The organism is Mycolicibacterium sarraceniae (genome assembly GCF_010731875.1).
Lineage (GTDB): Bacteria > Actinomycetota > Actinomycetes > Mycobacteriales > Mycobacteriaceae > Mycobacterium > Mycobacterium sarraceniae.
This window is the reverse complement of record NZ_AP022595.1, coordinates 3354155-3378602: the sequence shown is the minus strand read 5'-3', so window position 1 is coordinate 3378602 and position 24448 is coordinate 3354155. Positions and strand designations below refer to the sequence as shown.

Below are 24448 nucleotides of genomic sequence, written 5' to 3'. Positions count from 1 at the left end.
ATTCGTACGATGTCAAGCGTGCGGAGCGTTGAGCGGCGCGTCCAGATCGGTTTGTATGCGCCAGATGTTCGGCAGCGTCACGTGCAGAGTGACACCCGCGTCGGTCAACAGCTTGCGGCGCTCCTCTGGTGTCGCAGTCGGCCACACTTCGCCATATGTCTGGTCCGACTCAGCATCGACCCACCCCGCTCGCACGATCGGCAACGCGGACAGCTCATCGCGCTTGGCAATCAGCGCGGTCATCTGCCGGCGGAACATCTCCTCATCCTCCGGGGTGCTGAATAGCCCCATAGCGCGGTCCTCGCGCAACGATTCGATGGTCCGGTTGGTCTGCTCTAGCGCGGCTGAGTGGTCGCTACCGTCGCGCCATACGCGCGTTCTCACCCGGCGGTGTGCGTGGTGTTCTAAGAACTCCTGCTCGACCATCTCCTCAGCGTCGGCGGCGATGACCGACACCTTCGGGCACGCCTTGGGTGCGTTGCTACACAGGTAGTAGCGGTGCGTTACCCCGCCCCGCGTCGTCTGCGACCGCTGGCGCATGTTCTTTCCGCAAAGCGCACACTTCGCAACGCCCAACAGTGGATTAGTAGAGTGTCGCCGCTTTTGGGGTTCCGTTCCGCGCTGGGCGATTTCGGATTGCAGCCGCTCCCACGTTTCCGGATCGAAAGACGGCGGTCCAACGCGCACGGGCTCACCGTCCGCGTCCAAGATCGGCGTCCCGACAGGACGTTTCCTTGTGGGAGTGCGGTTGGGCGCGTGCGTCTTGATCCCCTGCGTTGTCGGGTTCATTAGCATCATCCGGAGCGTGTCAACGGTCCATTTCGATCCCGTAACCGACTTGCCGGAACGTGCCGCGTGGTGGTCACGGGGACTGAGCACTCCCCTGTTGTTGAAGTCGTGCGCTATGCCCGTCCAGGAACCACCCGCGAGGAACCGCGAAGCTGCTTCGTGTAGGACCCTCTGAGCGTCCGCGTCGTGGTCCAGAGCCTTGCCGACCCCGGACGGGTGGTCAACGACCTGGAAGCCGTACGGGGGCAATCCGTAGCCCCAACGGTCGGTGTTGCGAAGGTAGGAAACTCGGTCTCGGGCACGCTGAACGAACCGCTGGCCTTCAATCTCTGCGAAGACCGAGGCGAGGATCAGGAACACCTTTGACATCGCCCCGGCGAAGGCGTCTTTCGCGTCCTCCGGGTGGTAGTAGTCCAGCCGTATGCCATCGTCCACCAACACGAGGATCTTGCTGTGCTCACGGCACCACTCCGCGAGCTTGACGCAGTCGTTGGCCGAGCGGAACACACGGTCGGTCTTGGCGAAGATCAGCGCGTCCCATTCGTTCGCGCGGTCGGTCAACCACACCTTGAGGTCTGGCCGCTCGAAAGGTGACAGCTTGATCGCGCTTACGTCCAGGTCCTCGAAAGCGCCGACTACAGTCCAACTCTGTGACACGGCGTAGGCCTCACCCTTGGACCGCTGAGTCTTGTGGCTGGTCTTCTCATCACCTTGCAGGCTCGACACGCGAGCGCCGACAACGGCTCGAATACTGCTCATGTACGGAGTATCGCAAAGCATCTCTGCTTCCGCCGCCGGATCAGCTATGACCTCACGTAACACACTGATCTATCTCGGGCTGTTGGCCGGTGCGCTGATCACCCTGGCCCCGTTCGGGTTGAGCCTGCTGACATCGTTCACCTCCGCACAGCAGTTCGCCACCGGCACACCGCTGTCCCTGCCCGACCCGCCCACACTGGCCAACTACACCGGGCTCGGTAACGCCGGATTCGGCCGAGCACTGGCGGTCACCGCACTGATGACGGCGATGATCACGCTGGCCCAGCTGACCTTCTCGGTGCTGGCGGCCTATGCGTTCGCCCGCCTGGAGTTCATCGGCCGCGACGCAGTGTTCTGGGTGTACATCGCGACCCTGATGGTGCCCGGCACCGTCACCGTGGTTCCGCTGTATCTGATGATGGCCGAGATCGGGCTGCGGAACACGTTCTGGGCGTTGGTATTGCCGTTTCTATTCGGCTCGCCATACGCGATCTTCCTGCTGCGGGAATACTTTCGCGGTATTCCCACCGACCTGATCAACGCCGCCCGCTTGGACGGAGCTAACACCATGGACGTGCTCGTGCATGTGGTGTTGCCGGCCAGCAAGCCGATCCTGGTGACTCTGACGTTGATCACCGTTGTCAGTCAATGGAATTCGTTCATGTGGCCGTTGGTCATCGCCAGCGGTGGCACCTGGCGGGTGCTGACCGTCGCGACGGCCGGGCTCCAGACGCAGTACAACGCACAGTGGACGCTCCTGATGGCGGCCACGACGGTGGCGATCGTCCCACTGATCGCGCTGTTCCTGGTGTTCCAGCGCCAGATCGTGCGCTCAATCGTCGTCACGGGCCTGAAATGAGCGGGCTGCGGTTCTCCACCCGGATGCTCGCCGGGCTGATCGCGGTCGCGATGCTGCTGGTGGCCGGCGCGCTGGTGCTGGGCCGCACCGACGAGCCGTCCGGGAAAACGATTGTCACCGTGCGGCTGTGGGATCCCGCGGTAGCCGCCGCCTACGCCGAGTCGTTCGCGGAGTTCACCCGCGCGCACCCCGATATCGAGGTGCGCACCGACGTCGTCGCCTACGCCAGCTACTTCAATACCCTGCGCACCGATGTGGCCGGCGGCGGCGCCGACGACATCTTCTGGATCAACAACGCCAACTTCGCCGAATACGCCGACAACAACCGCGTGATGGCCATCGAGCCCAGCCCAGACTGGGATCCGTCGGTGACCGCCCAGTTCACCCGCAACGGCAGGTTGTGGGGGGTTCCGCAGCTGACCGACGCCGGCATCGCCGTGTACTACAACGCCGACCTACTGGCCGCTGACGGTGTCGAACCGGCCGAACTCGATACGCTGCGCTGGGATCCGAGCCCGGCCGTCGACACCCTGCGACCGATGCTGAAGCGCCTCACCCACGGCAGGCAGTGGGCATATAACGCCGCCAACGACTTACAGGCCATCTACCTCAACTACATCGGCTCGGCGGGCGGGGTGTTCTCCGAGGGCGACCGGTTTGCGTTCGACAACCCGAAGGCCGCCACCGCTTTCACCTACGTCGTCGGTCTGATCAACACCGACCAGGTCGCGCCGCCCGCGTCGGACACCAACGACAACGGGGACTTCTCCCGCAACCAGTTCCTGTCCGGGCGGATGGCGCTGTTCCAGTCGGGCACCTACAACCTCGCTCAGATCGCCGAACGCGCGGCGTTCCGCTGGGGCGTGGCGCTGCTGCCGGCCGGGCCAGCGGGTCGGGTCAGCGTCACCAACGGCATTGTCGCCGCGGGCAATCCGGCCAGCCGACATCCCGAAGCGGCGCGCCAGGTGCTGGCCTGGCTCGGCAGCACCCGCGGCAACGAGTACCTCGGCCGCCACGGTGCGGCCGTCCCTGCGGTGGTGTCGGCTCAGAGGGTGTACTTCGACCACTGGTCGGCCAAGGGAGTGGACGTGCGGCCGTTCTTCACCGTGCTCGACGGACCGCGCATCGCCGCTCCGGGTGGGGCGGGTTTCGCGGCCGGCTATCAGGCGATCAAGCCGTACTTCGACGAGATGTTCCTGGGTCGAACGCCCGTCCCCGATTCGTTGGCGATAGCGCAGAAGGCGGCCAACACTGCCGCCGCGCGCTAGATACCGCCGCCCGCCAGCACCGTCACCTGCAGAAGCACCGAGACCGCACACACCACCGCCGAGATCGTCAGCACCACCCAGTCAGCCCGTCGCGGGCCGGACGGTGCCGCCGAAATCAGGCCTGTCCCACCGCGTGCGGTGATCGCATCGCCCATCTCATCAGCACGGCGCAGCGCGACCGTGATGCCGGCTGCCATAAGATCCACCATCTCGATGGCCCACCGCCGGCGCCCAGCCCGTCGGCTGTTCAGCACCGGCCGCGGACGCAATCGACGCGCGGCGTGGAGCAACCGGAATTCCTCGAGCAGCATCGGAAAAGCCCGCAGCGACAGGGCCAGTGCCACCGCCCAGTCGTCGACCGGGATGCGTAACACCTTCAGCGGCCGGCCGAGTCGAGCGACGGCAGGCGCGACATCGGCGACGTTCGTCGTCCAGGACACCAACATGCCCAGCGCCAATAGCACGACCGACACCACGGTGATGCGGACGAATTTGAGGAGTCCGCCGAACGCGATGCCGTATGACCCCAGGTGCACTTCCGGAGCGCCGCCGCCGATCGTAGCGGTGACCGCACCCAACAACAGCAGAAGCCACAGCCACCTGGGCACCGACGGTACGACCCCGCGCGGGATGCGTGCCAGCCGAATCGCGATGCCGATGAGGATCGCGACGAGGGCCAGCGGCACCCAGTCCGGGTAAAACGCCATCAGGGCCGAAAACGCCAGGACCACTATTATTTTGGTGCCCGCCCACAGCTCGTGGATCACTGAGGTGCCGGGCACCGGGCGCAGCAGTACCACCGGGCGGGGTTGGCGTGCCGTCGTCATGACGGATCCTCGGTCAGCACGCCGTCGCGCAGATGCAGGGTGCGCGGGCACAGTTCTTCCAGGCCGACGAAGTCGTGTGAGATCACCACGACCGTAAGGCCACTGTTGCGGCGCAGATCGGTCAGCAGCCGCAGCAGACCGCGCTGGCTGGCGGCGTCCAGCCCAGCCAACGGCTCGTCGAGGATCAGCGCCTGAGGTGAGCGGGCCAGTAGCCCGGCGATCACCACGCGGCGCATCTGACCTCCGGAGAGCTGGTCGATCCGGCGCCTGGCCAGTGAGGCGTCCAGGCCGACCTTCGCCAACGCGGCGACCACCCGAGTACGGTCGCGATGGGAAAACCCGGCAGCCGAAGCAACTTCGGTGTCGACCCGGCCGCGCATCAGCTGCAACCGAGCGGCTTGGAACGCGATCGCGACCTCACCCACGCATTCCGTCGCAGGGCGCCCGCGCACCAGGCAGGAGCCCGTGGTGGGTGTGGTCAGCCCGGCCATGATCCAGGCCAGGGTGGACTTGCCCGAACCATTGCCACCGTGGATGAGCAGGCCCTCGCCCTCATGGACGGTGAAGGCGACGTCACTCAGGGCGGGCTTGGCCCACGGTGTGCCGCTGGCATATTCGTGCCCGACGTGGTCGAGCTGCAGCACCGGCTCCGCCGCGCGGGGCGCGACGCTCACCGTTGGCGCAGGCGCAGCAGTGCTCTCGACCAAGTGTGTGTTGTCCTGCGATTCGCTGAGTTGGACGATCCGGTCGGCAGCCTCGGCCTCGTTGTTGTAGTGAGTGATCTGCACCAACGCCATCTGGTGACGTTCGGTGAGCCCGGACAGCACCGCGAGCAGCGCCTCCCGCCCGCGCTGGTCGACCATGCTTGTGACCTCGTCGGCGATCAGCAGCGACGGCCGGCGGGCCAGTGCCGCAGCCACCGCCAGTCGCTGCAACTCGCCACCGGATAACCCGCCGGTGTCACGTTCTTCCATACCCGTCAGGCCGACCTCGCTGAGCAGCTCCGCGACATCGGTTTCTGTTCCCGGCGGCAGACCCCAGACGACGTCGTCGGCGACTCGCGTTCCCAGGACCTGACTTTCGGGATGCTGCAGGATGACCGCCGTCCCGCCCAGTTGGCCCAGCCCGACGGCGCCAGGGCGCTCGATCGAGCCGGAGGTGGGGTCACGCCCCGACAGCAGCAGCATCAGCGTGGTCTTCCCCGAGCCGTTCGCACCGGTGATCGCCACGTCCTCCCCCGCGTCGACGGTCAGGCTCAGCGGCCTCAGCGCATCGTGCGTGGCATTGGGATAGCGGAACCGGGCGTCGACCAGCCGCACCGGAACCGGTGCTACCGGCCCAATTTCGTCGGGTGTCTCGAGCTTGTGCACATCCGGGATGCCGCTGAGCCGACCCAGCACCCGCGACAGTGCCCACCACCCGACCAGGGTGACGATCATGATCGAGAACATCGCGTAGACCATCAACAGCAACGGCCAGTACTGCAGCGCAAGGCCAAAGAGATGCCGGGCATCCTGTGCCGCCGGCCGGAACGGCTCGAAGTGCGACACCACCGAGACGACGCCGTCAAAGTTGGCGGTCATCGCCGAGAAGGTCAGGGTGCGCAGCCGCACCAGAACGGTCAGCGCGGCGATGATGAAGAGACCGAAGATCACCCCGGCCACCAAACCCACCGCGATGACGGTCGGGGTGCCGCGCCCGCGGCGCTTCATGATGCCAGCCAGCCCACCCACGTAGGCGCAGTTGACCACCACCATCAACCCGCTCACGCCGGCGATCAGGAACGCCACGACGCTGGCCGCGAACGTCGCGGCGACCAGTACCCGCAGGCGGTAGCGGTAGCCGAGCAGTCCCATCGGGACCGTGGTGAGTAGTGACAGTCCCCCGGCAAACGGCACGACGACGGAAATAATCGACAGTGCGGCAGCAAGCGCGGCCATCACGGCGGCCTGCGCCATCTCCACCGGCGACAGCGAGCCAGTTCGCCGGCGATCCACCGACGGTCCGGAGGGCTGCCGCGCAGGGGCCTCCGGTCTCGTCGCGGTCATCACCTGATTCTGCCAGCCATTGGGCCGGGCAACCGGTTCGACCTGCGGCCACCAGGTCGGCTGTGGGCATGCTCTGCGAAAGGCCACCTCACCGAGGGCGACAACATAGTATTTCTATGTAAATATGGGATGCATGAGTCCGCAGCCCACCGAGGAACCCCCCGGCGCCGTATCCGGCTTGGGATCCGATCTGCTCGGCGTCATCGCACGGCTGAACCGGCTGGCAACCCAGCGCATCAGACTACCGCTGCCCTGGGCGCAGGCCCGGCTGCTCGGCACCATCGACGACCAGGGCGAAGCCCGGATTTCCGATCTGGCCGAACTCGACCACTGCTCCCAGCCAACGATGACCACCCAGGTCCGCCGCCTGGAGGACGCCGGCCTGGTGGACCGCACCCCCGATCCCGACGATGCGCGTGCCGTCCGCATCCGCATCACCGGAAGGGGCCGGACGATCCTGGCCCAGGTCCGCGCCGACCGCGCCGCAGTGATCGATCCGCGTATCGCGCGGCTCTCCGACGAGGACCGCGAAATTCTGTCGGCCGCCGTGGGGGCATTGCATCGCCTGCTGGATGACCTCGACAACCAATAGTTAGGAGTGAGCCACTCATGTGGCGTCAACCCAAGGCCGTCTGGGCCGTCGCCATTGCGTCCGTTGTGGCGTTTATGGGCATCGGCCTTCCGGGCACTGCGGCACCGGGGCTGATCTTCTTCGGCTGAGGTCTGTGCCTGGCGTTCACCTCGGTGGTGGTGGCCCCGCGACTGCAGCATCGCTTCGGCACCGTGCGGGTGCTGGTGATCAACCTGCTCTGCTTCTCCATGCTGCTGGCCGTGATGGCGGTATTCACCGATGAGAAAACGATTCTGGCGGCCTGCGTGGTGGTCGCCGGATTGTTCATCGGCATCAACAACACACTGATCACCGAGACGGTGATGAAGGCCGCGCCCGTCGAACGGGGGGTGGCCTCAGCCGCCTACAGCTTCCTGCGATTCGGCGGCGCCGCCCACACCTTCGTCAGCGGCGAGCGTTACCGCGGGCCGATCGAGCGGTTCGCTGAAACCATTGTCGCGCAGTGCCGTTGAGCACTCACATCCAAACAGTGGCTCTCGGACCTTCCCGAGGCTGAGCCAGCGGGTGACCGGCTCCCAGCAGGTTGCCGGTGATGACGCCACAGAAGCGATACATCGCGATGTCGAAAATGGTGTTACTCATCGGCTGTTCGATGAAATGCCCGATCCGCTCGGCGGCGATGAACACGATCATCAGCAGCAGGCCGATCGCGATACCGGCGAAGGGATGCGCGGAGCCGTCCAGGCGGCTGAATGCCATGATCGCGAAGAACCATGCCACCGCGCGGATGAAGATATCGTAGGGCAGCGGGATCGGCTCGTTGCGGATGCGTTCCAGCCCGCTCTGAGCGCTCACCAACGCGGTGTTGACGCTCATCAGCATCACCCGGGCCTGATTGTCGATACTGCCGTCCGCGGACAACTTCTGGATATCGACAGCCTGGCCCGCCATCAAGTCGACGGCCGACGCGTCGGCCGGGTCCTCCGGCGTCAGATCGGTGACCCCCTCAACTGGAGCGACCCCGCGCAGCTCCGCGGCGAGCTGCCAGGCGTAGCGGACCTGGCGGCGGCGCATCCGATCCAGGATCGGAGCCATCTCGGGTGCCCCGGAATCGACCGACGACAACCCGTTGTGGGTGGCGCGGGAGTTGATGATGACGTTGCCCCACAACGTGCGGGCCTCCCACCACCGGTTGTAGGCAATGGTGTTGCGGAAGCCGATGAACACCGAGGCGCCGATACCCAGCACCGACAGCACGGACGCGGCGTATTCGATCTGGGTGGGATCGGGAACCGGTATCAGCGCGGCGGCAACCGCCAAGACCGATACGACGTCCCAGCGCAGCCGCCACAACACCAGCCCGGCAACCTTGAGCGGGCCGAGTTTCCCGACGCTACGAATCACCGCGTCAGCGTATTACCTGACCGACTCAGAGCACCGCTTCGACAAGATTTCCGACTAGATACGTCGCCGCGATCGCAACAGCCCCGAACGCCATCTGCCGTCCCGCGCCGAACCACATCGACCCCTTCGTGAACCGGGCGGCCACCGCACCGGCCACCAGTAATCCGACCGCGCTGCACACCAGGCCGACCCACAGCGACTCCGACCCGAGCAGGTACGGCAGCAGCGGAACAAGCGCTGCGACGGCAAACATCAGGAACGACGAGATCGCCGCCACCACCGGCGATGGCTTCTCCTGCGGATTGACACCCAGCTCCTGCACGAGGTGGAAGTTCACCGCCCGGTCCTCGTCATGGTGGATCTCCTCGGTGGCCTTGCGTGCGGTCGCCTCGGTCATCCCCATATCCATCAACGTGGCCACGAGTTCGACCCGCTCGGCGTGCGGATGGAGCGTGAAGGAGCGTCGTTCCACGCGCACTTCGGACTCGATCTGTTCGTTGGCCGTCGTGACGGACGTAAACTCGCCCAGTGCCATCGAGAACGCGCCCGCGAGCAGGCCGGCCACCCCACTGAGCACGACCGTATGCGCCCCAGCGCCAGCCGCGACCCCGGCGATCAGCGCCGAATTACTGACCAGACCATCCATCGCGCCGAACGTCGCCGCACGAAGCCAGCCTCCGGTGACATCGGCGTGGGAATGGTCTGTCGTGCGGCAAACCGACTTTTTGCTTGCGCGTGCTGGTCCCGTCGGACTCCGACATGTAGACCATTGAACGCCACCCCGTCAGCTCACATCCATTGAGGTTGGTCTGTGTTTGCCACATCCACGTTTATGGAAGCAGCCGCAAGGATATGTTCGGGGGATGACCACCACTGCGGAGCATCTCCGTGACGCCCTCGATGGCCGCTGGCGAGATGTCAAGAACGGCGTTCGCACCGAACTTTCCACCGAGGTCTTCAAGCCGCACTACACGCCCAACACGGCAATCGCCCGGGCAAAAGTCGCCGAGCAGATGAAGATCATGGCCGCCGCCGGCGCTGCCGAGGACGGGTTCCGAAAAGAGCACGGCGGCAACGGTGATGTGGGCGCGGCGGTGGTCCGCATCGAGATGCTCGCGATGTCCGACCTGTCGCTGATGGTCAAGGCCGGGGTCCAGTGGGGCTTGTTCGGAGGCGCGATCGAAAACCTGGGCACCGAACGCCACCACAAGGCCTACGTGCAGCGCATCATCGACCTGGACCTGCTGGGCTGCTTTGCCATGACGGAGACCGGACACGGCAGCGACGTGCAGTCACTGGAGACGACGGCCACCTACGACCCGGCCACCGAAGAATTCGTGATCAACTCCCCCACCCCGACATCGCGCAAGGACTACATCGGCGGCGCGGCCGAAACAGCCCGATTGGCAGCAGTCTTCGCTCAGCTGATCACCGACGGCGAAACACCCGGCGTGCACTGTTTTCTGGTGCCGATCCGCGACGAGGACGGCACCGACCTACCGGGCATCACCACCTCGGACTGCCACTACAAGGGCGGACTGCCCGGCGTCGACAACGGCCGGATCACATTCGACAACGTCCGCGTTCCGCGAGAGAACCTGCTGAACAAATACGCTGACGTCGCCGCCGACGGCACCTACTCCTCGCCGATCGAAAACTCCGGCCGGCGGTTTTTCACGATGCTGGGCACGCTGATCCGCGGCCGGGTCACCGTGGGCGGCAGCGCGGGCGCGGCGGCGCGGGTGGCCCTGGACATCGCGGTGCGATATGCGTTGGAGCGCAAGCAGTTCAGCGCCCCGGACGGCGAAGGCGAAGTGCTGATCATGGACTACCTGGTGCATCAGCGCCGATTGTTCCCGCTGATCGCCCGCTCGTACGCGCTGCAGTTCGCCCAGAACGAATTGGTGGCCAAGCTTCACGAGGTGCAGACCTCGGACAATCCCGATGCCGAAGAGCAGCGCGAGCTGGAATCCCGGGCCGCCGGGCTGAAAGCGGCCAACACCTGGCATGCCAGCGCGGCGATCCAGGAGGCTCGCGAAGCCTGCGGTGGCGCAGGCTATCTCGCCGAGAATCGGCTGATCGCGCTGCGTGCCGACACCGACGTGTTCACCACCTTCGAGGGTGACAACCACGTTTTGACACAGCTGGTGGCCAAGGAACTGCTGACGGCCTACGCCGACGACATCAAGGGCATGAGCCCGGTGGAGTGGGTGCGATTCGCCGCCAACGTCGCCGGTGACCGGGTGCTGAAAAGGACTGCGGCCGAGGCGATCATGCAACGGATTCTCGACGCCCGCCAGGACAGTGAGGAGGAAGGCAGCCTCTTCAACCGCGGCACTCAGGTGAAGATGTTCGAGGACCGCGAGCAGTATCTGCTCTCGTCGGTGGCGCGGCGGCTGCAGGGCAAGGCCAAGGAGATGTCGGCGTTCGACGCATTCAACTCGGTGCAGGATCACGTGTTGGACACCGCCAAGGCGCATATCGACCGGGTGGTGCTCGAGGCATTCGTGGCCGGCGTCGACGCCTGCGAAGACGAGCAGGCCCGCGAGATCCTCGGACTGGTGTGTGACCTGTACGCATTGTCGGTGATCGAGGAGAACAAGGCCTGGTTCATCGAGCACCGCTACCTGTCCACCGAACGGGCCAAGGCTGTCATCCGCGGTATCAACGAGCGGTGCCGGGCGCTGCGCCCGTACGCTGAACTGCTGGTCGACGGCTTCGGGGTCCCGGAGCAGCTGCGTTACGCGGAGATGCTGAACCCGGAGCAACTGGTCTGACAATTCGCCACCCATTTTGACAATTTTGACAAAACTAGGGCGCTGAGCCAGCTGTTCGCCGCTACGATTTTCGTTCCGGCACTGCTATTTCCGTTCCTGATCATGGCCGCCGCCGCATTCCGGCCCGACACCCGGCCACCGGACATCACCCAGGCACTCAATGACGTGTTCTGGCTGATGTTCATCGGCATCGTCGGGACGATCATCGTGCAGAACATCACCTTGGCGATCGCGTCGTTCATCGACAACACCGAGCCGCAGACGTTCCCGCGCTGGTACGGCTACCTCAACCTCTGGGTGGCGCTGCTATCAGTGCCTGGGTGTGTGGTCGTGGTGTTCAACGACGGACCGCTGGCCTGGCACGGGGTGTTCGCGTTCTACATTCCGGGTGCTGCACTGACGATCTGGCTGTTCTCGACAACCTACGTACTGAACCGGGGCATCAAGGCCCAGCAGCTCGCTGAAGCGCAATGACGGCAGTCGGCGAACCGGTGCCAGTTCACACACGACGTATCCCCGGCGAAGCCGGCACCTGGGTTTTCCTGCTGGGCGACATGCTGGTGTTCGCGGCGTTCTTCGCCACGTTCATGGTCGAAAGATCAACGACACCAGAGGTTTTCGACGCGGCCCGCAAGACGTTGCACGTCAACATCGGGCTTGTCAACACTCTGGTGCTGCTGACCAGCTCGCTATTCGTAGTGGCGGCGATCGGTGGTCTTCGCACAGGTGCTGGTGCGATCGCGGCGAGAGCCCTAGTGATCGCTATCGGCTGCGGTGTGGTGTTCGTGGCGTTGAAGATCAGCGAATACGTGCTGCTGGTCGGTGCCGGACACACCGCGGGCGCCAACCACTTCTACCTGTACTACTTCATCCTCACCGGGCTGCACCTGCTGCACGTCTGCATCGGGATCGTCGTCCTGGTGCTGATGTTCACCCAGACCCGGCGGACTGAACTGTCGGCCACCAGGCTCGCGGTGATCGAGGGCGGCGGTTGCTTCTGGCACCTGGTCGACCTGCTGTGGATCGTCCTGTTCCCACTCCTGTATCTGGTGAGCTGATGTTGGCATTGCTGCGTAACCGCGCCTGCGCGAGCTGGCTGATCCTGGTGACCGCCACACTGGCGTCGTTCGCTCTGGGCGCCGATCACGGCACAGGGTCGTTGGTGGTGATCGGCGTCCTGGCGATCGCCGCGATCAAGGTGCGGCTGGTGGGACTGGACTTCATGGAGCTGCGGCACGCCCCGATCCCCCTGCGGGTGGCGTTCGAGGCCTACTGCGTGGCCTTGTGGGCGCTGCTATCCGGCCTGTACCGATGGCTCTGACGAACTAGCGGCTGGCCCCTGGCACTCTTGGCGGCACCGGCGCTCTTGGAGGACGAAGGCGGCGACAGCCGAACTGATCACGGCTGCCGCGGACGTGCTGGACTCCGTAATCGCGGTGTTCACTGCGGCCAACTCGACTGCCCGTACCTCGGTGCGCAGCGCGGTAACCGGTGGCTGTCCGGCACGGTGACGAGAGTCAGTGCCATCGTGGCCGCGGTGGCTGCTGCCATGGCGGCCGTACGCGTACGAATAACGTTTGCCATTGGATCGTGACGGGGTGGCGAAAGCGCTACGAATCTGCTGTGAACTCCAGAAACAGATCGGCGACCAGGCTCCATGCCGGTCGGCGATTCACCGGGCACTGTTGGCTGTGGCAGCTCGTTGCCGACGCGCAGGTTTTCTCCAGCAGTCAGTTACCGGCACCCGGTGACGTCGCGAAATCGTCAGTGGGGCTGATCAGTAACGGCCAACTCTGGGTGCGTCCGCAGGCCAGCCTCTCGGGCCGACGGTGGGGACTATTCGCACCGTGCCCTCATTGGCCTGGGTTCCGTTGCTGCTCTTGTGGTTTGGCATCGGTGAGGAGCCCCAGGTGTTCCTGGTCGCGATCGGAGCGTTCCTTCCGGTCTATCCGACGGCATCGGCGCTGGCCCACGTCGATCCGCATCTGGTCGCAGCCGAATTGATCGCCTCGTCGAAAGGGTTGGGATTCCGGCTGATCGACAGTCAGAACACGGGGCGCACCGACGTGATGATCTCGGCGTTCAGCCTGTTCGAGCATCGGGTGGCTAGAGCGCGCGCCACCAGCTGATGGGCCGCACTGCGGCGGAATTGCTCTGCCAGGCCGGGCGCCACCGACCTTCGGTGGATTTCGCGGCCTGACCGTCGAGCAGCTGACGAACCCGTCGACCTAACCAGCTTCGTGCGATCATCACGACCTCCTGCCGCCGCGCCGCGAGCGCTATGCCCTGAGTATGCGGCAACGACCGCGGCATCGCGGCATTGCCCGCATTGACACGCCCTAAACGTCAAGCGACGATGTGGGGGCGCTCGCTACCGACGATGGCCACGTCAGCCGCCGAACAGAAGGTACAAGCCGGTGAACGTCTAGGCCACCATCGTCAGCATCATCGTTAGCTGTCCGGTGACCTGATGCCACTTCGGGAGTAGCCGGATCGCACCGTCGTGCGGCAATCACTGTGAGCGCGAACAGCTTCCACACGTCACGTAAGAGCAGGGCACCGCAGTGTCGTCAGCGCGAGCCGGTGACGATGTCCACGAACAGCTTGTGCACGCGCCGATCGCCGGTCATCTCGGGGTGAAACGCCGTGGCCAGCACACCCCCCTGCCGCACCGCCACGATGTGATCGTCGGCACGGGCCAGCACCTGGACCTGGGGGCCGACCCGCTCTACCCAGGGCGCCCGGATGAAGACCGCGTGGGCGGGTCCGTCCAGCCCGTCGAAGGTGACCTCACCCTCGAAGGAATCCACCTGACGCCCAAAGGCGTTGCGCCGCACGGTCATATCGATCGCGCCCAGCGCTACCGCCTCACGGCCGGGGGCTCCGGCGTCCAGGATTTCCGAAGCCAGCAGGATCATTCCCGCACACGACCCGTAGGCCGGCATACCGTCAGCCAGGCGCTGCCGCAGTGGGTCCAGCAGATCGAAGGCGCGCAGCAGGTGGCTCATCGTCGTCGATTCACCACCCGGGATCACCAGGGCATCGACTACGTCGAGTTCGCTGCGGCGGCGCACGGTGGACACCTCGGCGTCAGCCTCGCGAAGGGCCGCCACGTGCTCGCGGGTGTCCCCTTGTAAAGCCAGCACACCCACGTGCACGCTCACGGGCCGGTGTATCCGCGCTTGTAGCGCGTCAGCCCCTCCTGCATGACGGCGGCGACCAGCTCCCCGTATTGGTTGAAGATCTTGCCCTGTGTCAGCGAGCGGCCGCCGCACGCCGACGGCGAGGACTGATCATAGAGCAGCCACTCGTCGGCCCGGAACGGCCGCATGAACCACATGGCGTGATCCAGCGAGGCGACGTTGAGGTGCTTGCGTTCCTCGGGGTGACTGACCTGCGCGGAGCCGAGCAGCGTCAGATCGCTCATGTAGGCCAACGCGCAGATGTGCAGCACGGAATCGTCGGGCAGCGGATCCCGATGCTTAAACCACACCTGCTGCTGAGAAGCCTTGCCCGGCAGGCGAGCCACCTGGTCACGCGGGACGATGCGGACGTCCCATTCGGCGAACTGCGAGAAGCCGGCATCGTCGAACACCCCGCCCTTGGAGATGAACCCGGGCAGGTCGTCGGGCGGCGGCGCGGCGGGCATCGCGTCCTGGTGCTCGATACCGCTCTGGTCCTGCTGGAACGACGCCGACATCGAGAAGATGGTCTCGCCGTGCTGGATCGCGTTGACCCGGCGGGTGACGAATGATCCGCCGTCGCGCAGCCGCTCGACGATGTACACCGCCGGGGCGGTGGCGTCGCCGGGGCGCAGGAAGTAGCCGTGCAGGGAGTGCACCTGGAAGGCCGGATCGACAGTGCGTACCGCCGACACCAGCGACTGTCCGGCGACATGGCCGCCGAACGTGCGCTGCAGGAAGCCGGATTCAGGGCTGAAGACCTGACCGCGGTAAATATTGACCTCGAGCTGCTCCAGGTCGAGGATCTCTTCGATCGCCATCGGTTACCAGCCGCGTTCGGCGAGCCGGTGTGGCTGCGCGATGTCCTCCACGTTGATGCCGACCATGGCCTCACCCAGACCGCGCGACACCTTGGCCAGCACGTCCGGGTCGTCGTAGAAGGTGGTGGCCTTGACGATGGCCGCCGCGCGGGCGGCGGGGTCGCCGGACTTGAAGATGCCCGAGCCGACGAACACACCCTCAGCGCCCAGCTGCATCATCATCGCGGCATCGGCCGGGGTGGCGATACCGCCGGCGGTGAACAGCGTCACCGGCAGCTTGCCCGCCCGAGCCACCTCAGCCACCAGCTCGTAGGGCGCCTGCAATTCCTTTGCGGCAACGAACAACTCGTCTTCCGACAGCGATGTCAGTCGGCGGATCTCCCCACCGATCTTGCGCATGTGGGTCGTGGCGTTGGACACGTCGCCGGTGCCGGCCTCACCTTTGGAGCGGATCATCGCCGCGCCCTCGGTGAGACGGCGCAGCGCCTCGCCGAGGTTGGTGGCACCGCACACGAACGGAACGGTGAACTTCCACTTGTCGATGTGGTTGGTGTAGTCGGCGGGCGTGAGCACCTCGGACTCGTCGATGTAGTCCACTCCGAGGCTCTGCAGGATCTGCGCCTCGACGAAGTGTCCTATGCGGGCCTTGGCCATCACCGGGATGGTCACCGCGGCGATGATGCTCTCGATCATGTCGGGGTCGCTCATCCGCGAGACGCCGCCCTGGGCGCGAATATCAGCCGGGACGCGTTCCAGGGCCATGACGGCCACTGCTCCGGCGCCCTCGGCGATGCGCGCCTGCTCGGGGGTGACGACGTCCATGATGACGCCGCCCTTGAGCATCTCGGCCATACCGCGCTTGACCCGAGCGGTACCGGTCTGCGCGGGGCTACCCGAGCCGTTGGTATCCACTGTCATTCCCTTCGTTTGATACGGATCCAGTCTAAGGGGCCGTGCAAAACTGAATGTTTCCGCATATCTCCGCTGTTCAGCTCAACGGATCGGATGTAACTCTGTGGCCGGCCGGCCGGCACGTCCATCGGCCAGCAGGTTGGCTTCCTCGAGCAGCTCACCGAGCTGCAGTGGGTAGACCGTCTGCCCGCCCGCGGCCAGCTGATCGATCGCCGCCGAGTCACACCAGCGGTGGCCGTGAATGTACCGCAGCTCCAGCTGGGTGCGCCCGGCCGCGGTCGGTTCGAACCGGGCCGTGCGATGCACGAAGTAGAACTCCTGGCTGGACACGACGGTGCCGTTGAAGTCGATCAGGGAATCGCGACGCCACACCGGCCCGACCATGTCGGCCGGCGCCACCTGCAGACCGGTTTCCTCGGCGATCTCCCGAACGGCGGCATCGACCAGCCGCTCCCCTGGTAACGCCTGTCCGCCGACGGTGAACCACCAGCGCGGTGCCAGGCCGCCGGGAACCGCGGGATCGGACCCGCAGAACAACAGCACCGCACCCTGTTCGTCGAGCAGTACCACCCGGGCCGAGGTGCGGCGGTCCACCCGATCGGGGTCGTCGTTCGCCGGTGGCGCGGCCCGCTCGGCGATCTCGAAATACGTGGGCAGCGCCGCGGTGCCGCCCAGCCGCAGCCACCGAACCGGGCGTCGTTCCCGCAGCGCCAGAGTGTCGCGCACGGCGTCATTGTGGAAGCGGCGGGCGAGCAGCACTCGGGCCTCGGCGTCGGCGAGCTCGGCGACCAGCGCGACCGGCATCGATATCGGGTCGACCATGGCCAACGCGGCCGACAGCTCGTTTTCGGCTGCTTCCCGGCCGGACCGGGGTGCGCGTTCAGCCGCCCCGGCCAGGGCGGCCAGTCGTTTGCCCTCCGGACGGCCGCGATAGGTGTCGGCGGCCACGGCGCGCGCGACGACCGCGCGCCGGCCCAGCGCCCCGTCCAGCGCCTGCCACGACAGGTCGTAGCGGATGTGCAGCCGATCCAGCCGGTTGGCGGTTTGCAGAGCCAGCAGCGCGCTCACGACCAGCACGACGATCAGTACCGCCGTCAACGACCAATACAGCCCGGCATGCATCAGCTATTTTCCCGCGTCGCTTCGCTCCGGCCCGCCGAACCAGCCACCTGGACCTTCATCCCCGCGCCCGCCACGGTCTCGTAGACGCGCATGATCTGGTCGGCCACCACCGGCCAGTCGTAGCGGCGTACCGCGACATTGGCGGCCGTCACGTAACGCTTGCGCAGCGCCTCGTTGTCGAGCACCTCGATCAGTCCCTGCGCCAGCGCCTCGGAGTCGTCGACAGGGACCAGCCGGCCCGCTTTGCCGTCGAGCAGCACGCGCCGGAACGCGTCAATGTCGCTGGCCACCACGGGGGTACCGGCGGCCATCGCCTCGACCAGCACGATGCCGAAACTCTCGCCGCCGATGTGCGGGGCGCAGTAGACGTCCGCGCTGCGCAGCGCGGACGCCTTCTCCTCGTCGTCGACCTGCCCGAGGAAACGCAGATGAGACGCCAGCTCGCCGCACTCGTCGCGCAGCTCGTCCTCATCCCCACGCCCGACTATCAGGATCTCGATGTCATTGAACCGGTCCACCAGCGCGGGTAGCGCGCCCACCAACACCGCCATCCCCTTGCGCGGCTCATCGAAGCGCCCGAGGAACAGCACGGTCTTGCCCAGCCGCGGGTAGCCGTCCAGCCGCGGTGCCGACTTAAGGGCGGCCACGTCAACTCCATTGGGAATCTCGACGGCATCGGAGCCCAGCGCCTCCATCTGCCAGCGCCGAGCCAGATCGGACACCGCGATACGGCCAATGATCTTTTCGTGGAACGGCCGCAAAATGCCCTGAAACACGCTGAGCGTCAACGACTTTGTGGTCGATGTGTGAAATGTCGCCACGATCGGCCCCTCGGCGGCCTGCAGCGCCAGCATCGACAAGCTGGGCGCATTGGGTTCGTGCAGATGCAGGACGTCGAACTCACCGCGCGCGAGCCATTTCTTCACCTGCCGGTGGGTGGCCGGGCCGAACCGCAATCGCGCGACCGAACCGTTGTAGGGAATCGGCACCGCCTTACCGCCGGAGACGACGTAGTCGGGCAGTTGCACATGCGGCGACGACGGCGCCAGCACGCTGACCTCGTGGCCGCGTGCGCGCATCACCTCGGCAAGTTGCAGGATGTGCGACTGCACCCCGCCGGGCACGTCGAACGAGTACGGGCAGACCATCCCGATCCGCATCAGCTCGTCCCGTCGTCCCCTAGGCGGGCACGCTTTTCGTCGGACAGATCGGCCAACCACTGCGGCTGCAGCATGTGCCAATCCTCAGGGTGCTCGCCGATGTTGGCGCCGAACCGGTCGGCCAGCGCTTGGGTGATGACGCCGACGTCGCGGCTGGAGCAATCCAACTCCGGATAGAGATCGACAACCCAGCCGTCATCGGTGTACCAGGAGTGCACCGGGATCAGCGCCGCGCCGGTATCCAGCGCGAGCTTGGCCGCACCGGCGGGCATCCGGGTGGCTTCTCCGAACAGGTCGACGGGTACCCCCGAGCGGCTCAGGTCTCGTTCGGCCATCAGGCAGACCACCCGGTTGGCTTGCAGCCGTTCGACCAGAATTTCGTAGGCCGGCCGGTCACCACCGGTCAGTGGCAACACCTCAAAGCCGAGACTCTCGCGGTAGTCGAGGAACCGCCGGTACAGCGACTCGGGCTTGAGCCGCTCAGCGACGGTGGTGAAGGTCCCGTTCAACTGGACCAGCCAGACCCCGGCCATGTCCCAGTTGCCGCTGTGCGGCAGCGCGAGGATCGCACCGCGGCCGGCGGCCAGCGCGGCCTCCATATGTTGTTTGCCGTACGCGGTTTTATCGAGCTCGGTACCCAACTTGGCGTGATCCATCGTGGGCAACCGGAATGCCTCCCGCCAATATCGGGCGTAAGAGGCCAGCGAAGCACGAACCAGCGAATCTGGCACGTCGGCGGGCGTGGTGCCGATCACCCGGGCCAGATTCTTGCGCAGCTGCCCAGGCCCGCCGCCCTGCGCCGCATACCAGGCACCCGCGTCGAACGCGTTGCGTGCCACGAACTCCGGCAACGCCCGCACCACCCGCCACCCGGCCGCATAGCCGAGATCGCTGATGTTCGCTGTGCTCGGCAGCCAGCTGCGACCGCTGTTCCACAGCTGCCCCGGTGTGCTGATCACTGCTCGGTTCCTGTCGGCTCATCACCGGCGGGCGCCGGACCGGCCGGCGCGATCTTGTCCATCGCGCCGGGGCTGCTGCGTACCGAGTGCACCCGCTGACCCACCGTCACCAGGCTCAGCACCGCCAGCAGCCACATCGCGATGGGCAGCACCACCGGCGAGCAGAACGGCAGGTCCGAGAATCCGGCACCGACCAGGACGATGATCAGCCGCTCGGGGCGCTCGATGAGCCCGCCGCCACCGTCGAGCCCGCTGGCCTCGGCACGGGCCTTGACGTAGGAAATCACCTGCGAGGTCACCAGGCAGATCATCGTGGCCACCGCCAGCGACGAGCTGTGCAGGCTGAACACCACCCACCACAACAACCCGCAGAAGATCGCGCCGTCACTGATCCGGTCACAGGTCGCGTCCAGAACCGCACCGAACCGCGTTCCGCCGCCGCGTTCGCGCGCCATCGCGCCGTCGAGCATGTCGGCGAGCACGAAGACGAAGACCGCGACAGATCCCCACCACAGCTGGCCGATCGGGAACATGATCAGCGCGGCCAGCACCGAACCCGCGGTGCCGATGATCGTCACCATGTCGGGGGTCAGCCCGATCTTCAACGCGCCCTTGGCTACCGGTCCGCTCAGCTTGGCGTAGGCCGCGCGGGTCATCAGGTAGAAGTCGCTCACGGCTGGCCGGCCCATTCGTCGGCCAGCAGCTTGCGGGTGTCACGCAGCAGCTGCGGGATGACTTTGGTTTCACCGACCACCGTGATGAAGTTGGCGTCGCCGGCCCAGCGCGGCACCACATGCATGTGCAGGTGCTCGGCCAGCGAACCACCGGCGGACTTGCCGAGGTTCAGTCCGACGTTGAACCCGTCCGGGCTCGACACCGATTTGATGACGCGAATCGCCTTCTGGGCGAAGGCCATCAGGTCGGCACTCTCCGCCAGGGTGAGATCCTCCAGCTCCGACACCTGGCGATACGGCACCACCATCAGATGGCCGGGGTTGTACGGGTAGAGGTTGAGCACGACGTAGACCTGCTCACCGCGGGCGACCACCAGTCCGTCCTCGTCCGGCAGGGTCGGAATGTCGGTGAACGGGCGCGACGGTTCCGACAACTTCTTCTGCACCGGTACGTCCAGGATGTAGCTCATCCGGTGCGGGGTCCACAGCCGCTGCAGACGGTCGGGCTGCCCGACGCCCCGGTCCGTGATCGCGTCTGCTTCGTCAGACACCGTCAACCTTCACCAGTTCGGCTGTGGGGATGGCATTCTCGCGGTCGGCAATCCACTTCGTGATCGTCGCGACGGCCTGAGCTCGGGGCACCCCGTTGATCTGGGTGCGGTCGCCGAACCGGAAGCTCACCGCACCGGCTTCGACGTCGCGGTCACCTGCCAGCAGCATGAACGGCACCCGCTGGTTGGTGTGATTGACGATCTTCTTGGCCATCCGATCGTCGCTGCTGTCGACCTCGACCCGAACTCCGCGCGATTTCAGCTCGGCAGCAACGTCTTCCAGATACTCCACGTGGCCATCGGCGACGGGAACACCCACCACCTGCACCGGGGCCAGCCACACCGGGAAGGCACCCGCGTAGTGCTCGGTGAGCACTCCGAAGAACCTTTCGATCGAGCCGAACAGCGCGCGGTGGATCAACACCGGGCGCTGCCGCGTGCCGTCGGCGGCGGTGTATTCGAGCTCGAAGCGATCAGGCATGTTGAAGTCGAGTTGGATGGTCGACATCTGCCAGCTGCGACCCAGCGCGTCCTTGACCTGAACGGAAATCTTGGGCCCGTAGAACGCCGCACCGCCCGGGTCGGGGACCAGCTGCAGCCCGGATGCCTCGGCGACCTCCCGCAAGGTCTCGGTGGCTTCATCCCACATCTCATCGGAGCCGACGGACTTCTGCGGGTTCCTGGTCGAGAGTTCCAGATAGAAATCGTCGAGGCCGTAATCGGCGAGCAGGTCGAGCACGAAGCGCAGCAGCGAGGCCAACTCTTCGCGCATCTGCTCGCGGGTGGTGTAGACATGCGCGTCGTCCTGGGTCATCCCGCGCACCCGGGTCAGGCCGTGCACCACACCGGATTTCTCATAGCGGTACACCGAGCCGAATTCGAAGAGCCGCAACGGAAGTTCGCGATACGACCGCCCCCGCGACCGGTAGATCAGGTGGTGCATGGGGCAGTTCATCGGCTTGAGGTAGTAGTTCTGCCCGGGCTTGCGCAGCTTGCCGTCCTCGTCGAACTCGGCATCGATGTGCATCGCCGGGAACATGCCGTCGGCATACCACTCCAGGTGCCCCGAGGTGATGTAGAGCTGTTCCTTGGTGATGTGTGGAGTGTTGACGAACTCGTACCCGGCCTGCTCATGTTTGCGACGCGAATAGTCCTCCAGCTCGCGCCGGATGATGCCGCCCTTGGGATGGAAAACTGGTAGGCCAGAACCCAATTCGTCGGGGAAGCTGAACAGATCCAATTCGACCCCGAGCTTGCGGTGGTCGCGGCGCTGGGCTTCCTCGATCAGCTCCAGATGGCGGTCCAGCGCCTCCTGCGACTCCCACGCGGTGCCGTAGATGCGCTGCAGGCTGGCGTTGTTCTGGTCGCCGCGCCAGTAGGCGGCCGAGCTGCGAGTGAGCTTGAAGGCGGGGATGTCTTTGGTGGTGGGGATGTGCGGTCCCCGACACAGGTCGCCCCAAATACGTTCGCGGGTGCGGGGATTGAGGTTGTCGTAGGCGGTCAGCTCGTCACCGCCGACTTCCATGATGTCAGCATCGCCGGACTTGTCGTCGACCAGTTCGAGCTTGTAGGGCTCGTGGCAAAGTTCGAGTCGAGCTTCGTCCTTCGACTCGTAGACCCGCCGGGAGAACAGCTGACCGTCCTTGACGATCTTGCGCATCCGCTTCTCCAGCGCCTCGAGGTCCTCGGGCGTGAACGCCTCCGGAACGTCGAAGTCGTAGTAGAAGCCGTCGGTGATCGGCGGGCCGATGCCCAGCTTGGCCTGCGGGAAGAGTTCCTGCACGGCTTGGGCCAGCACGTGGGCGGCCGAATGCCGGATGACACTGCGACCCTCGTCGGTGTCGGCGGGGACCGGGATGACCTCGACATCGGCCTCCGGCGTCCAGCTCAGGTCGCGCAGCTTGTCCTCAGCGTCGCGCACGACGATGATCGCGCCGGGCTCACCGCGGCCAGGCAGTCCCGCGTCGCGCACCGCAGCGCCCGCGGTAGTCCCGGCGGGCACCCGGATCGGGGCTACCGGGGCGGGGTGTGCAGGGGCGCTCATTGCTGGCCTCTTTCGGCTGATGGGGACATCGACGACCGCCGCACGTGCTCGCGTCGGACGCGACCATGCTATCGGGGTGCTGGTCAGGCGCCGAGGCCGATGGGGCTGTCCAACGCGGGATGGTCGAAGCCCAGCAGTCCAGCCGACCAGCCCACCGCACCGACCAGCCACAGCGTGGCCACCACCACGGCGGCCGTGAACACCGCGCCCAACGCCTGCGCAAACCAGCCCTGCCCGCGGAACCACGCCATCGCACTGTCGTAACGGTCGCGGGTGAACGTCAGGGTGCGATGCGCCCAGTAGAACTCCGTGGCCAGGATCGCCAGCCCGACGAACACGATCGCCCAGCCGGGACCGGGGTACGGGATCGCGATGATCCCGACCAGCAGCACGACCAGCCCGACGACACCCACCACGACCCGGTACGCGAAATCGGCGACCGGACGCTCCCGCAGCCGGTCCCGCCGGTGCGCCCACGCGTGCCGCCACCGCCTCATGGCTGCCCCGGTTTGAGCGTCACGAACAGCCCTTCCCCGTCGGCGAGCAGGTCATCACCGTCGCAGAGCCGGATGTCGACGAAGATCTTGCGGCCCTCGATGCGCAGCATCCCGGCGTCGATCTGGAGTTCTTTCTCGATGGGCACGATCTTGCGGTAGTTGACGTGCAGATAGGCGGTGCGCTGGTACGGCCCGCCGGTCACTAGGAACGACGTCTTGCCCAGCACCGAGTCGAAGAGATGGGCGATGAACCCACCGTGCACAGCCCCGTTGCGGCCCAGGTGGTAGCGCCGGAAGCGGACCCAGCCGCGCAGCCGCCCGTCCTCGCCGACCTGCGTGTCGTTGGGGACGGTCACGATGCTGCCACGCATCGGCAGGTCCATCCGTCGGCCTGATGGGGTGGACCACTCGTCGGCGTCGTAGGGCGTCAGCAGTGCCGACGCCTGCTCCAGCAGCTCGGCTGCTCGGGTGATCACCTGGTCGGGCGCGTCCACGGCCCGCGCCCGGTCCTGCAGATCTCTAACGGCTTCGACGAACCGGCCGTAGTCGGGGCCGCCTTTGGTCGTCGGCGCCGGCGGATTGAATCCACCGCCTGGATGGAGCGCCGCCACGGCTTCGTTGATCGCCGTCATGTCCTCTGCCACCTGGTTACCGTATGCCGCCGCACACCGGCGGCTTACCTCGACAGTACGCAAACAGATGAGGCAGATGAGAGGGTGGAGGCCGTGAAGCTCAGCGACCTGGCCAGCCGCCCGTTGACCTATACCGAGGTAGGCGCGACCGCAGCGGACCTGCCCGCCGGCTATCACCATGTGCGGCTGTCCTCGCGGATCGGCGACGGCCGGGCCCGGTTCGAGCAGGCGGCCGACGCGGTGATGCGGTACGCAATGTTGCGCGGAGCGGGGCTGCGGGTCACCGCGACCACCGAGGTGGCGCAGGTCGGCACCGACGTGCTGGGCCGGCTGGGGCCCTTTTCCGCGCCCTGCCGTGTGGTCTATGTGGTCGATGAGCCCCATCGCCGGGGGTTCGCGTACGGCAGCCTCCCCGGCCACGCAGTGTCCGGGGAGGAGATGTTCGGGGTGCGCTTCGAGCCCGCCGATGAATCCGTGCATGCCGAGGTGGTGGCGTTCTCCACGCCCGCGACGTGGTGGAGCCAGATCGGGGCACCGGTCGCCTCGATCGTTCAGCGGGTGATCACCCGGCGCTATTTGTCGGTGGTGTGAA

At 66.1% G+C, this 24448-nt stretch carries 24 protein-coding genes and 2 pseudogenes; 10 read left to right on the top strand and 16 right to left on the bottom strand.

The genetic code is table 11. The features are described 5' to 3' along the window. Nucleotides 1-12 precede the first annotated feature (12 nt). On the bottom strand, nucleotides 13-1548 hold the full coding sequence (locus G6N13_RS16905) for a recombinase family protein (protein ID WP_163698812.1): 1536 nt from the start codon (nucleotides 1546-1548) through the stop codon (nucleotides 13-15). A gap of 46 nt (nucleotides 1549-1594) precedes the next feature. Here G6N13_RS16905 and G6N13_RS16900 point away from each other — a divergent pair, with 46 nt between their 5' ends. Beyond that, entirely contained in the window at nucleotides 1595-2407 is an 813-nt protein-coding gene (locus G6N13_RS16900) for a carbohydrate ABC transporter permease (RefSeq protein WP_163698811.1), read from the top strand. Continuing rightward, complete coding sequence (locus G6N13_RS16895; RefSeq protein ID WP_163698809.1) at nucleotides 2404-3675, top strand: ABC transporter substrate-binding protein; 1272 nt, start codon at nucleotides 2404-2406, stop codon at nucleotides 3673-3675. The genes G6N13_RS16900 and G6N13_RS16895 overlap by 4 nt, the downstream gene beginning before the upstream one ends. Here the strand turns inward: G6N13_RS16895 and G6N13_RS16890 are convergent. After that, nucleotides 3672-4502, bottom strand: a complete 831-nt coding sequence (locus G6N13_RS16890; protein ID WP_163698807.1) for a CbiQ family ECF transporter T component — start codon at nucleotides 4500-4502, stop codon at nucleotides 3672-3674. The genes G6N13_RS16895 and G6N13_RS16890 overlap by 4 nt on opposite strands. Next, the gene (locus tag G6N13_RS16885; protein ID WP_163698804.1) at nucleotides 4499-6550 is read right to left on the bottom strand and encodes an ATP-binding cassette domain-containing protein; all 2052 of its coding nucleotides are present in this window, start codon (nucleotides 6548-6550) and stop codon (nucleotides 4499-4501) included. The genes G6N13_RS16890 and G6N13_RS16885 overlap by 4 nt, the downstream gene beginning before the upstream one ends. 133 nt (nucleotides 6551-6683) lie before the next feature. Between G6N13_RS16885 and G6N13_RS16880 the strand changes: the two genes are divergently transcribed. Both G6N13_RS16880 and G6N13_RS16875 read left to right on the top strand, forming a co-directional pair. Continuing rightward, nucleotides 6684-7142 (top strand): MarR family winged helix-turn-helix transcriptional regulator, encoded by a 459-nt coding sequence (locus tag G6N13_RS16880; RefSeq protein ID WP_407663744.1) that lies wholly within the window; start codon nucleotides 6684-6686, stop codon nucleotides 7140-7142. Nucleotides 7143-7249: 107 nt separating this feature from the next. Next, a pseudogene (locus tag G6N13_RS16875) lies at nucleotides 7250-7555 on the top strand (MFS transporter); the annotation flags it as partial. Between the two features lie 82 nt (nucleotides 7556-7637). On the opposite strand, the gene G6N13_RS16870 reads toward G6N13_RS16875, so the two are convergent. Together G6N13_RS16870 and G6N13_RS16865 are read right to left on the bottom strand one after the other, a co-directional pair. Beyond that, the gene (locus tag G6N13_RS16870) at nucleotides 7638-8525 is read right to left on the bottom strand and encodes a bestrophin family protein (RefSeq protein WP_163698800.1); all 888 of its coding nucleotides are present in this window, start codon (nucleotides 8523-8525) and stop codon (nucleotides 7638-7640) included. A gap of 25 nt (nucleotides 8526-8550) precedes the next feature. Continuing rightward, the gene (locus G6N13_RS16865) at nucleotides 8551-9171 is read right to left on the bottom strand and encodes a VIT1/CCC1 transporter family protein (protein WP_163698798.1); all 621 of its coding nucleotides are present in this window, start codon (nucleotides 9169-9171) and stop codon (nucleotides 8551-8553) included. A gap of 217 nt (nucleotides 9172-9388) precedes the next feature. Here G6N13_RS16865 and G6N13_RS16860 point away from each other — a divergent pair, with 217 nt between their 5' ends. The 5 genes and pseudogenes from G6N13_RS16860 (at nucleotide 9389) to G6N13_RS25260 (ending at nucleotide 13431) form a co-directional block, all read left to right on the top strand. Continuing rightward, the gene (locus tag G6N13_RS16860) at nucleotides 9389-11302 is read left to right on the top strand and encodes an acyl-CoA dehydrogenase family protein (protein ID WP_163698796.1); all 1914 of its coding nucleotides are present in this window, start codon (nucleotides 9389-9391) and stop codon (nucleotides 11300-11302) included. A gap of 39 nt (nucleotides 11303-11341) precedes the next feature. After that, nucleotides 11342-11776: pseudogene (locus G6N13_RS16855) on the top strand (hypothetical protein); the annotation flags it as partial. Beyond that, nucleotides 11773-12360 (top strand): cytochrome c oxidase subunit 3, encoded by a 588-nt coding sequence (locus tag G6N13_RS16850; protein WP_163698794.1) that lies wholly within the window; start codon nucleotides 11773-11775, stop codon nucleotides 12358-12360. The pseudogene G6N13_RS16855 and the gene G6N13_RS16850, both read left to right, overlap by 4 nt. Further along, a complete protein-coding gene (locus tag G6N13_RS16845) occupies nucleotides 12360-12623 on the top strand; it encodes a cytochrome C oxidase subunit IV family protein (RefSeq protein ID WP_163698792.1) in 264 nt (87 codons plus the stop codon). The genes G6N13_RS16850 and G6N13_RS16845 overlap by 1 nt, the downstream gene beginning before the upstream one ends. A gap of 526 nt (nucleotides 12624-13149) precedes the next feature. Beyond that, nucleotides 13150-13431, top strand: coding sequence for an ABC transporter permease family protein (locus tag G6N13_RS25260; protein WP_235677795.1), 282 nt, complete (start codon nucleotides 13150-13152; stop codon nucleotides 13429-13431). Nucleotides 13432-13872: 441 nt separating this feature from the next. On the opposite strand, the gene pdxT is transcribed toward G6N13_RS25260, so the two are convergent. The 11 genes from pdxT to G6N13_RS16785 all read right to left on the bottom strand — a co-directional run bounded on the left by pdxT (nucleotide 13873) and on the right by G6N13_RS16785 (nucleotide 23856). After that, the gene (gene pdxT / locus G6N13_RS16835; RefSeq protein WP_163698790.1) at nucleotides 13873-14466 is read right to left on the bottom strand and encodes a pyridoxal 5'-phosphate synthase glutaminase subunit PdxT; all 594 of its coding nucleotides are present in this window, start codon (nucleotides 14464-14466) and stop codon (nucleotides 13873-13875) included. Next, nucleotides 14463-15305, bottom strand: a complete 843-nt coding sequence (tesB, locus tag G6N13_RS16830; protein ID WP_163698788.1) for an acyl-CoA thioesterase II — start codon at nucleotides 15303-15305, stop codon at nucleotides 14463-14465. The genes pdxT and tesB overlap by 4 nt, the downstream gene beginning before the upstream one ends. A gap of 3 nt (nucleotides 15306-15308) precedes the next feature. Beyond that, nucleotides 15309-16223 (bottom strand): pyridoxal 5'-phosphate synthase lyase subunit PdxS, encoded by a 915-nt coding sequence (gene pdxS, locus G6N13_RS16825; protein WP_163698786.1) that lies wholly within the window; start codon nucleotides 16221-16223, stop codon nucleotides 15309-15311. A 75-nt stretch (nucleotides 16224-16298) separates the two neighbouring features. Next, nucleotides 16299-17339 (bottom strand): NUDIX hydrolase, encoded by a 1041-nt coding sequence (locus G6N13_RS16820; protein WP_163698783.1) that lies wholly within the window; start codon nucleotides 17337-17339, stop codon nucleotides 16299-16301. Continuing rightward, nucleotides 17339-18499 (bottom strand): glycosyltransferase family 4 protein, encoded by a 1161-nt coding sequence (locus G6N13_RS16815; RefSeq protein WP_163698781.1) that lies wholly within the window; start codon nucleotides 18497-18499, stop codon nucleotides 17339-17341. Before G6N13_RS16815 ends, G6N13_RS16820 begins: the two co-directional genes overlap by 1 nt. Then, complete coding sequence (locus G6N13_RS16810) at nucleotides 18499-19437, bottom strand: phosphatidylinositol mannoside acyltransferase (protein ID WP_407663934.1); 939 nt, start codon at nucleotides 19435-19437, stop codon at nucleotides 18499-18501. The genes G6N13_RS16815 and G6N13_RS16810 overlap by 1 nt, the downstream gene beginning before the upstream one ends. A 17-nt stretch (nucleotides 19438-19454) precedes the next feature. After that, complete coding sequence (gene pgsA / locus G6N13_RS16805; RefSeq protein WP_163702225.1) at nucleotides 19455-20132, bottom strand: phosphatidylinositol phosphate synthase; 678 nt, start codon at nucleotides 20130-20132, stop codon at nucleotides 19455-19457. Continuing rightward, nucleotides 20129-20683, bottom strand: coding sequence for an ATP adenylyltransferase (locus G6N13_RS16800; protein WP_163698777.1), 555 nt, complete (start codon nucleotides 20681-20683; stop codon nucleotides 20129-20131). The genes pgsA and G6N13_RS16800 overlap by 4 nt, the downstream gene beginning before the upstream one ends. Next, nucleotides 20676-22727 (bottom strand): threonine--tRNA ligase, encoded by a 2052-nt coding sequence (gene thrS, locus G6N13_RS16795; protein ID WP_163698775.1) that lies wholly within the window; start codon nucleotides 22725-22727, stop codon nucleotides 20676-20678. The genes G6N13_RS16800 and thrS overlap by 8 nt, the downstream gene beginning before the upstream one ends. 83 nt (nucleotides 22728-22810) lie before the next feature. Then, complete coding sequence (locus G6N13_RS16790) at nucleotides 22811-23224, bottom strand: TIGR02611 family protein (protein WP_163698773.1); 414 nt, start codon at nucleotides 23222-23224, stop codon at nucleotides 22811-22813. Continuing rightward, on the bottom strand, nucleotides 23221-23856 hold the full coding sequence (locus G6N13_RS16785) for a PaaI family thioesterase (protein WP_179965161.1): 636 nt from the start codon (nucleotides 23854-23856) through the stop codon (nucleotides 23221-23223). Before G6N13_RS16785 ends, G6N13_RS16790 begins: the two co-directional genes overlap by 4 nt. A gap of 93 nt (nucleotides 23857-23949) precedes the next feature. Here G6N13_RS16785 and G6N13_RS16780 point away from each other — a divergent pair, with 93 nt between their 5' ends. Further along, complete coding sequence (locus G6N13_RS16780) at nucleotides 23950-24447, top strand: DUF1990 domain-containing protein (protein ID WP_163698771.1); 498 nt, start codon at nucleotides 23950-23952, stop codon at nucleotides 24445-24447. Nucleotide 24448: the final 1 nt, after the last annotated feature.

What these genes read in the sequence shown, in the direction of transcription:
- G6N13_RS16905 (WP_163698812.1), bottom strand. Translation starts at nt 1,548, where the DNA reads ATGAGCAGTATTCGAGCCGTTGTCGGCGCTCGCGTGTCGAGCCTGCAA.
- G6N13_RS16820 (WP_163698783.1), bottom strand. Translation starts at nt 17,339, where the DNA reads ATGCATGCCGGGCTGTATTGGTCGTTGACGGCGGTACTGATCGTCGTG.
- G6N13_RS16885 (WP_163698804.1), bottom strand. Translation starts at nt 6,550, where the DNA reads ATGACCGCGACGAGACCGGAGGCCCCTGCGCGGCAGCCCTCCGGACCG.
- G6N13_RS16890 (WP_163698807.1), bottom strand. Translation starts at nt 4,502, where the DNA reads ATGACGACGGCACGCCAACCCCGCCCGGTGGTACTGCTGCGCCCGGTG.
- G6N13_RS16860 (WP_163698796.1), top strand. Translation starts at nt 9,389, where the DNA reads ATGACCACCACTGCGGAGCATCTCCGTGACGCCCTCGATGGCCGCTGG.
- G6N13_RS16845 (WP_163698792.1), top strand. Translation starts at nt 12,360, where the DNA reads ATGTTGGCATTGCTGCGTAACCGCGCCTGCGCGAGCTGGCTGATCCTG.
- tesB (WP_163698788.1), bottom strand. Translation starts at nt 15,305, where the DNA reads ATGGCGATCGAAGAGATCCTCGACCTGGAGCAGCTCGAGGTCAATATT.
- G6N13_RS16895 (WP_163698809.1), top strand. Translation starts at nt 2,404, where the DNA reads ATGAGCGGGCTGCGGTTCTCCACCCGGATGCTCGCCGGGCTGATCGCG.
- G6N13_RS16785 (WP_179965161.1), bottom strand. Translation starts at nt 23,856, where the DNA reads ATGACGGCGATCAACGAAGCCGTGGCGGCGCTCCATCCAGGCGGTGGA.
- pdxS (WP_163698786.1), bottom strand. Translation starts at nt 16,223, where the DNA reads ATGACAGTGGATACCAACGGCTCGGGTAGCCCCGCGCAGACCGGTACC.
- G6N13_RS16865 (WP_163698798.1), bottom strand. Translation starts at nt 9,171, where the DNA reads ATGGATGGTCTGGTCAGTAATTCGGCGCTGATCGCCGGGGTCGCGGCT.
- thrS (WP_163698775.1), bottom strand. Translation starts at nt 22,727, where the DNA reads ATGAGCGCCCCTGCACACCCCGCCCCGGTAGCCCCGATCCGGGTGCCC.
- G6N13_RS16880 (WP_407663744.1), top strand. Translation starts at nt 6,684, where the DNA reads ATGAGTCCGCAGCCCACCGAGGAACCCCCCGGCGCCGTATCCGGCTTG.
- G6N13_RS16790 (WP_163698773.1), bottom strand. Translation starts at nt 23,224, where the DNA reads ATGAGGCGGTGGCGGCACGCGTGGGCGCACCGGCGGGACCGGCTGCGG.
- G6N13_RS16815 (WP_163698781.1), bottom strand. Translation starts at nt 18,499, where the DNA reads ATGCGGATCGGGATGGTCTGCCCGTACTCGTTCGACGTGCCCGGCGGG.
- G6N13_RS16850 (WP_163698794.1), top strand. Translation starts at nt 11,773, where the DNA reads ATGACGGCAGTCGGCGAACCGGTGCCAGTTCACACACGACGTATCCCC.
- G6N13_RS16900 (WP_163698811.1), top strand. Translation starts at nt 1,595, where the DNA reads ATGACCTCACGTAACACACTGATCTATCTCGGGCTGTTGGCCGGTGCG.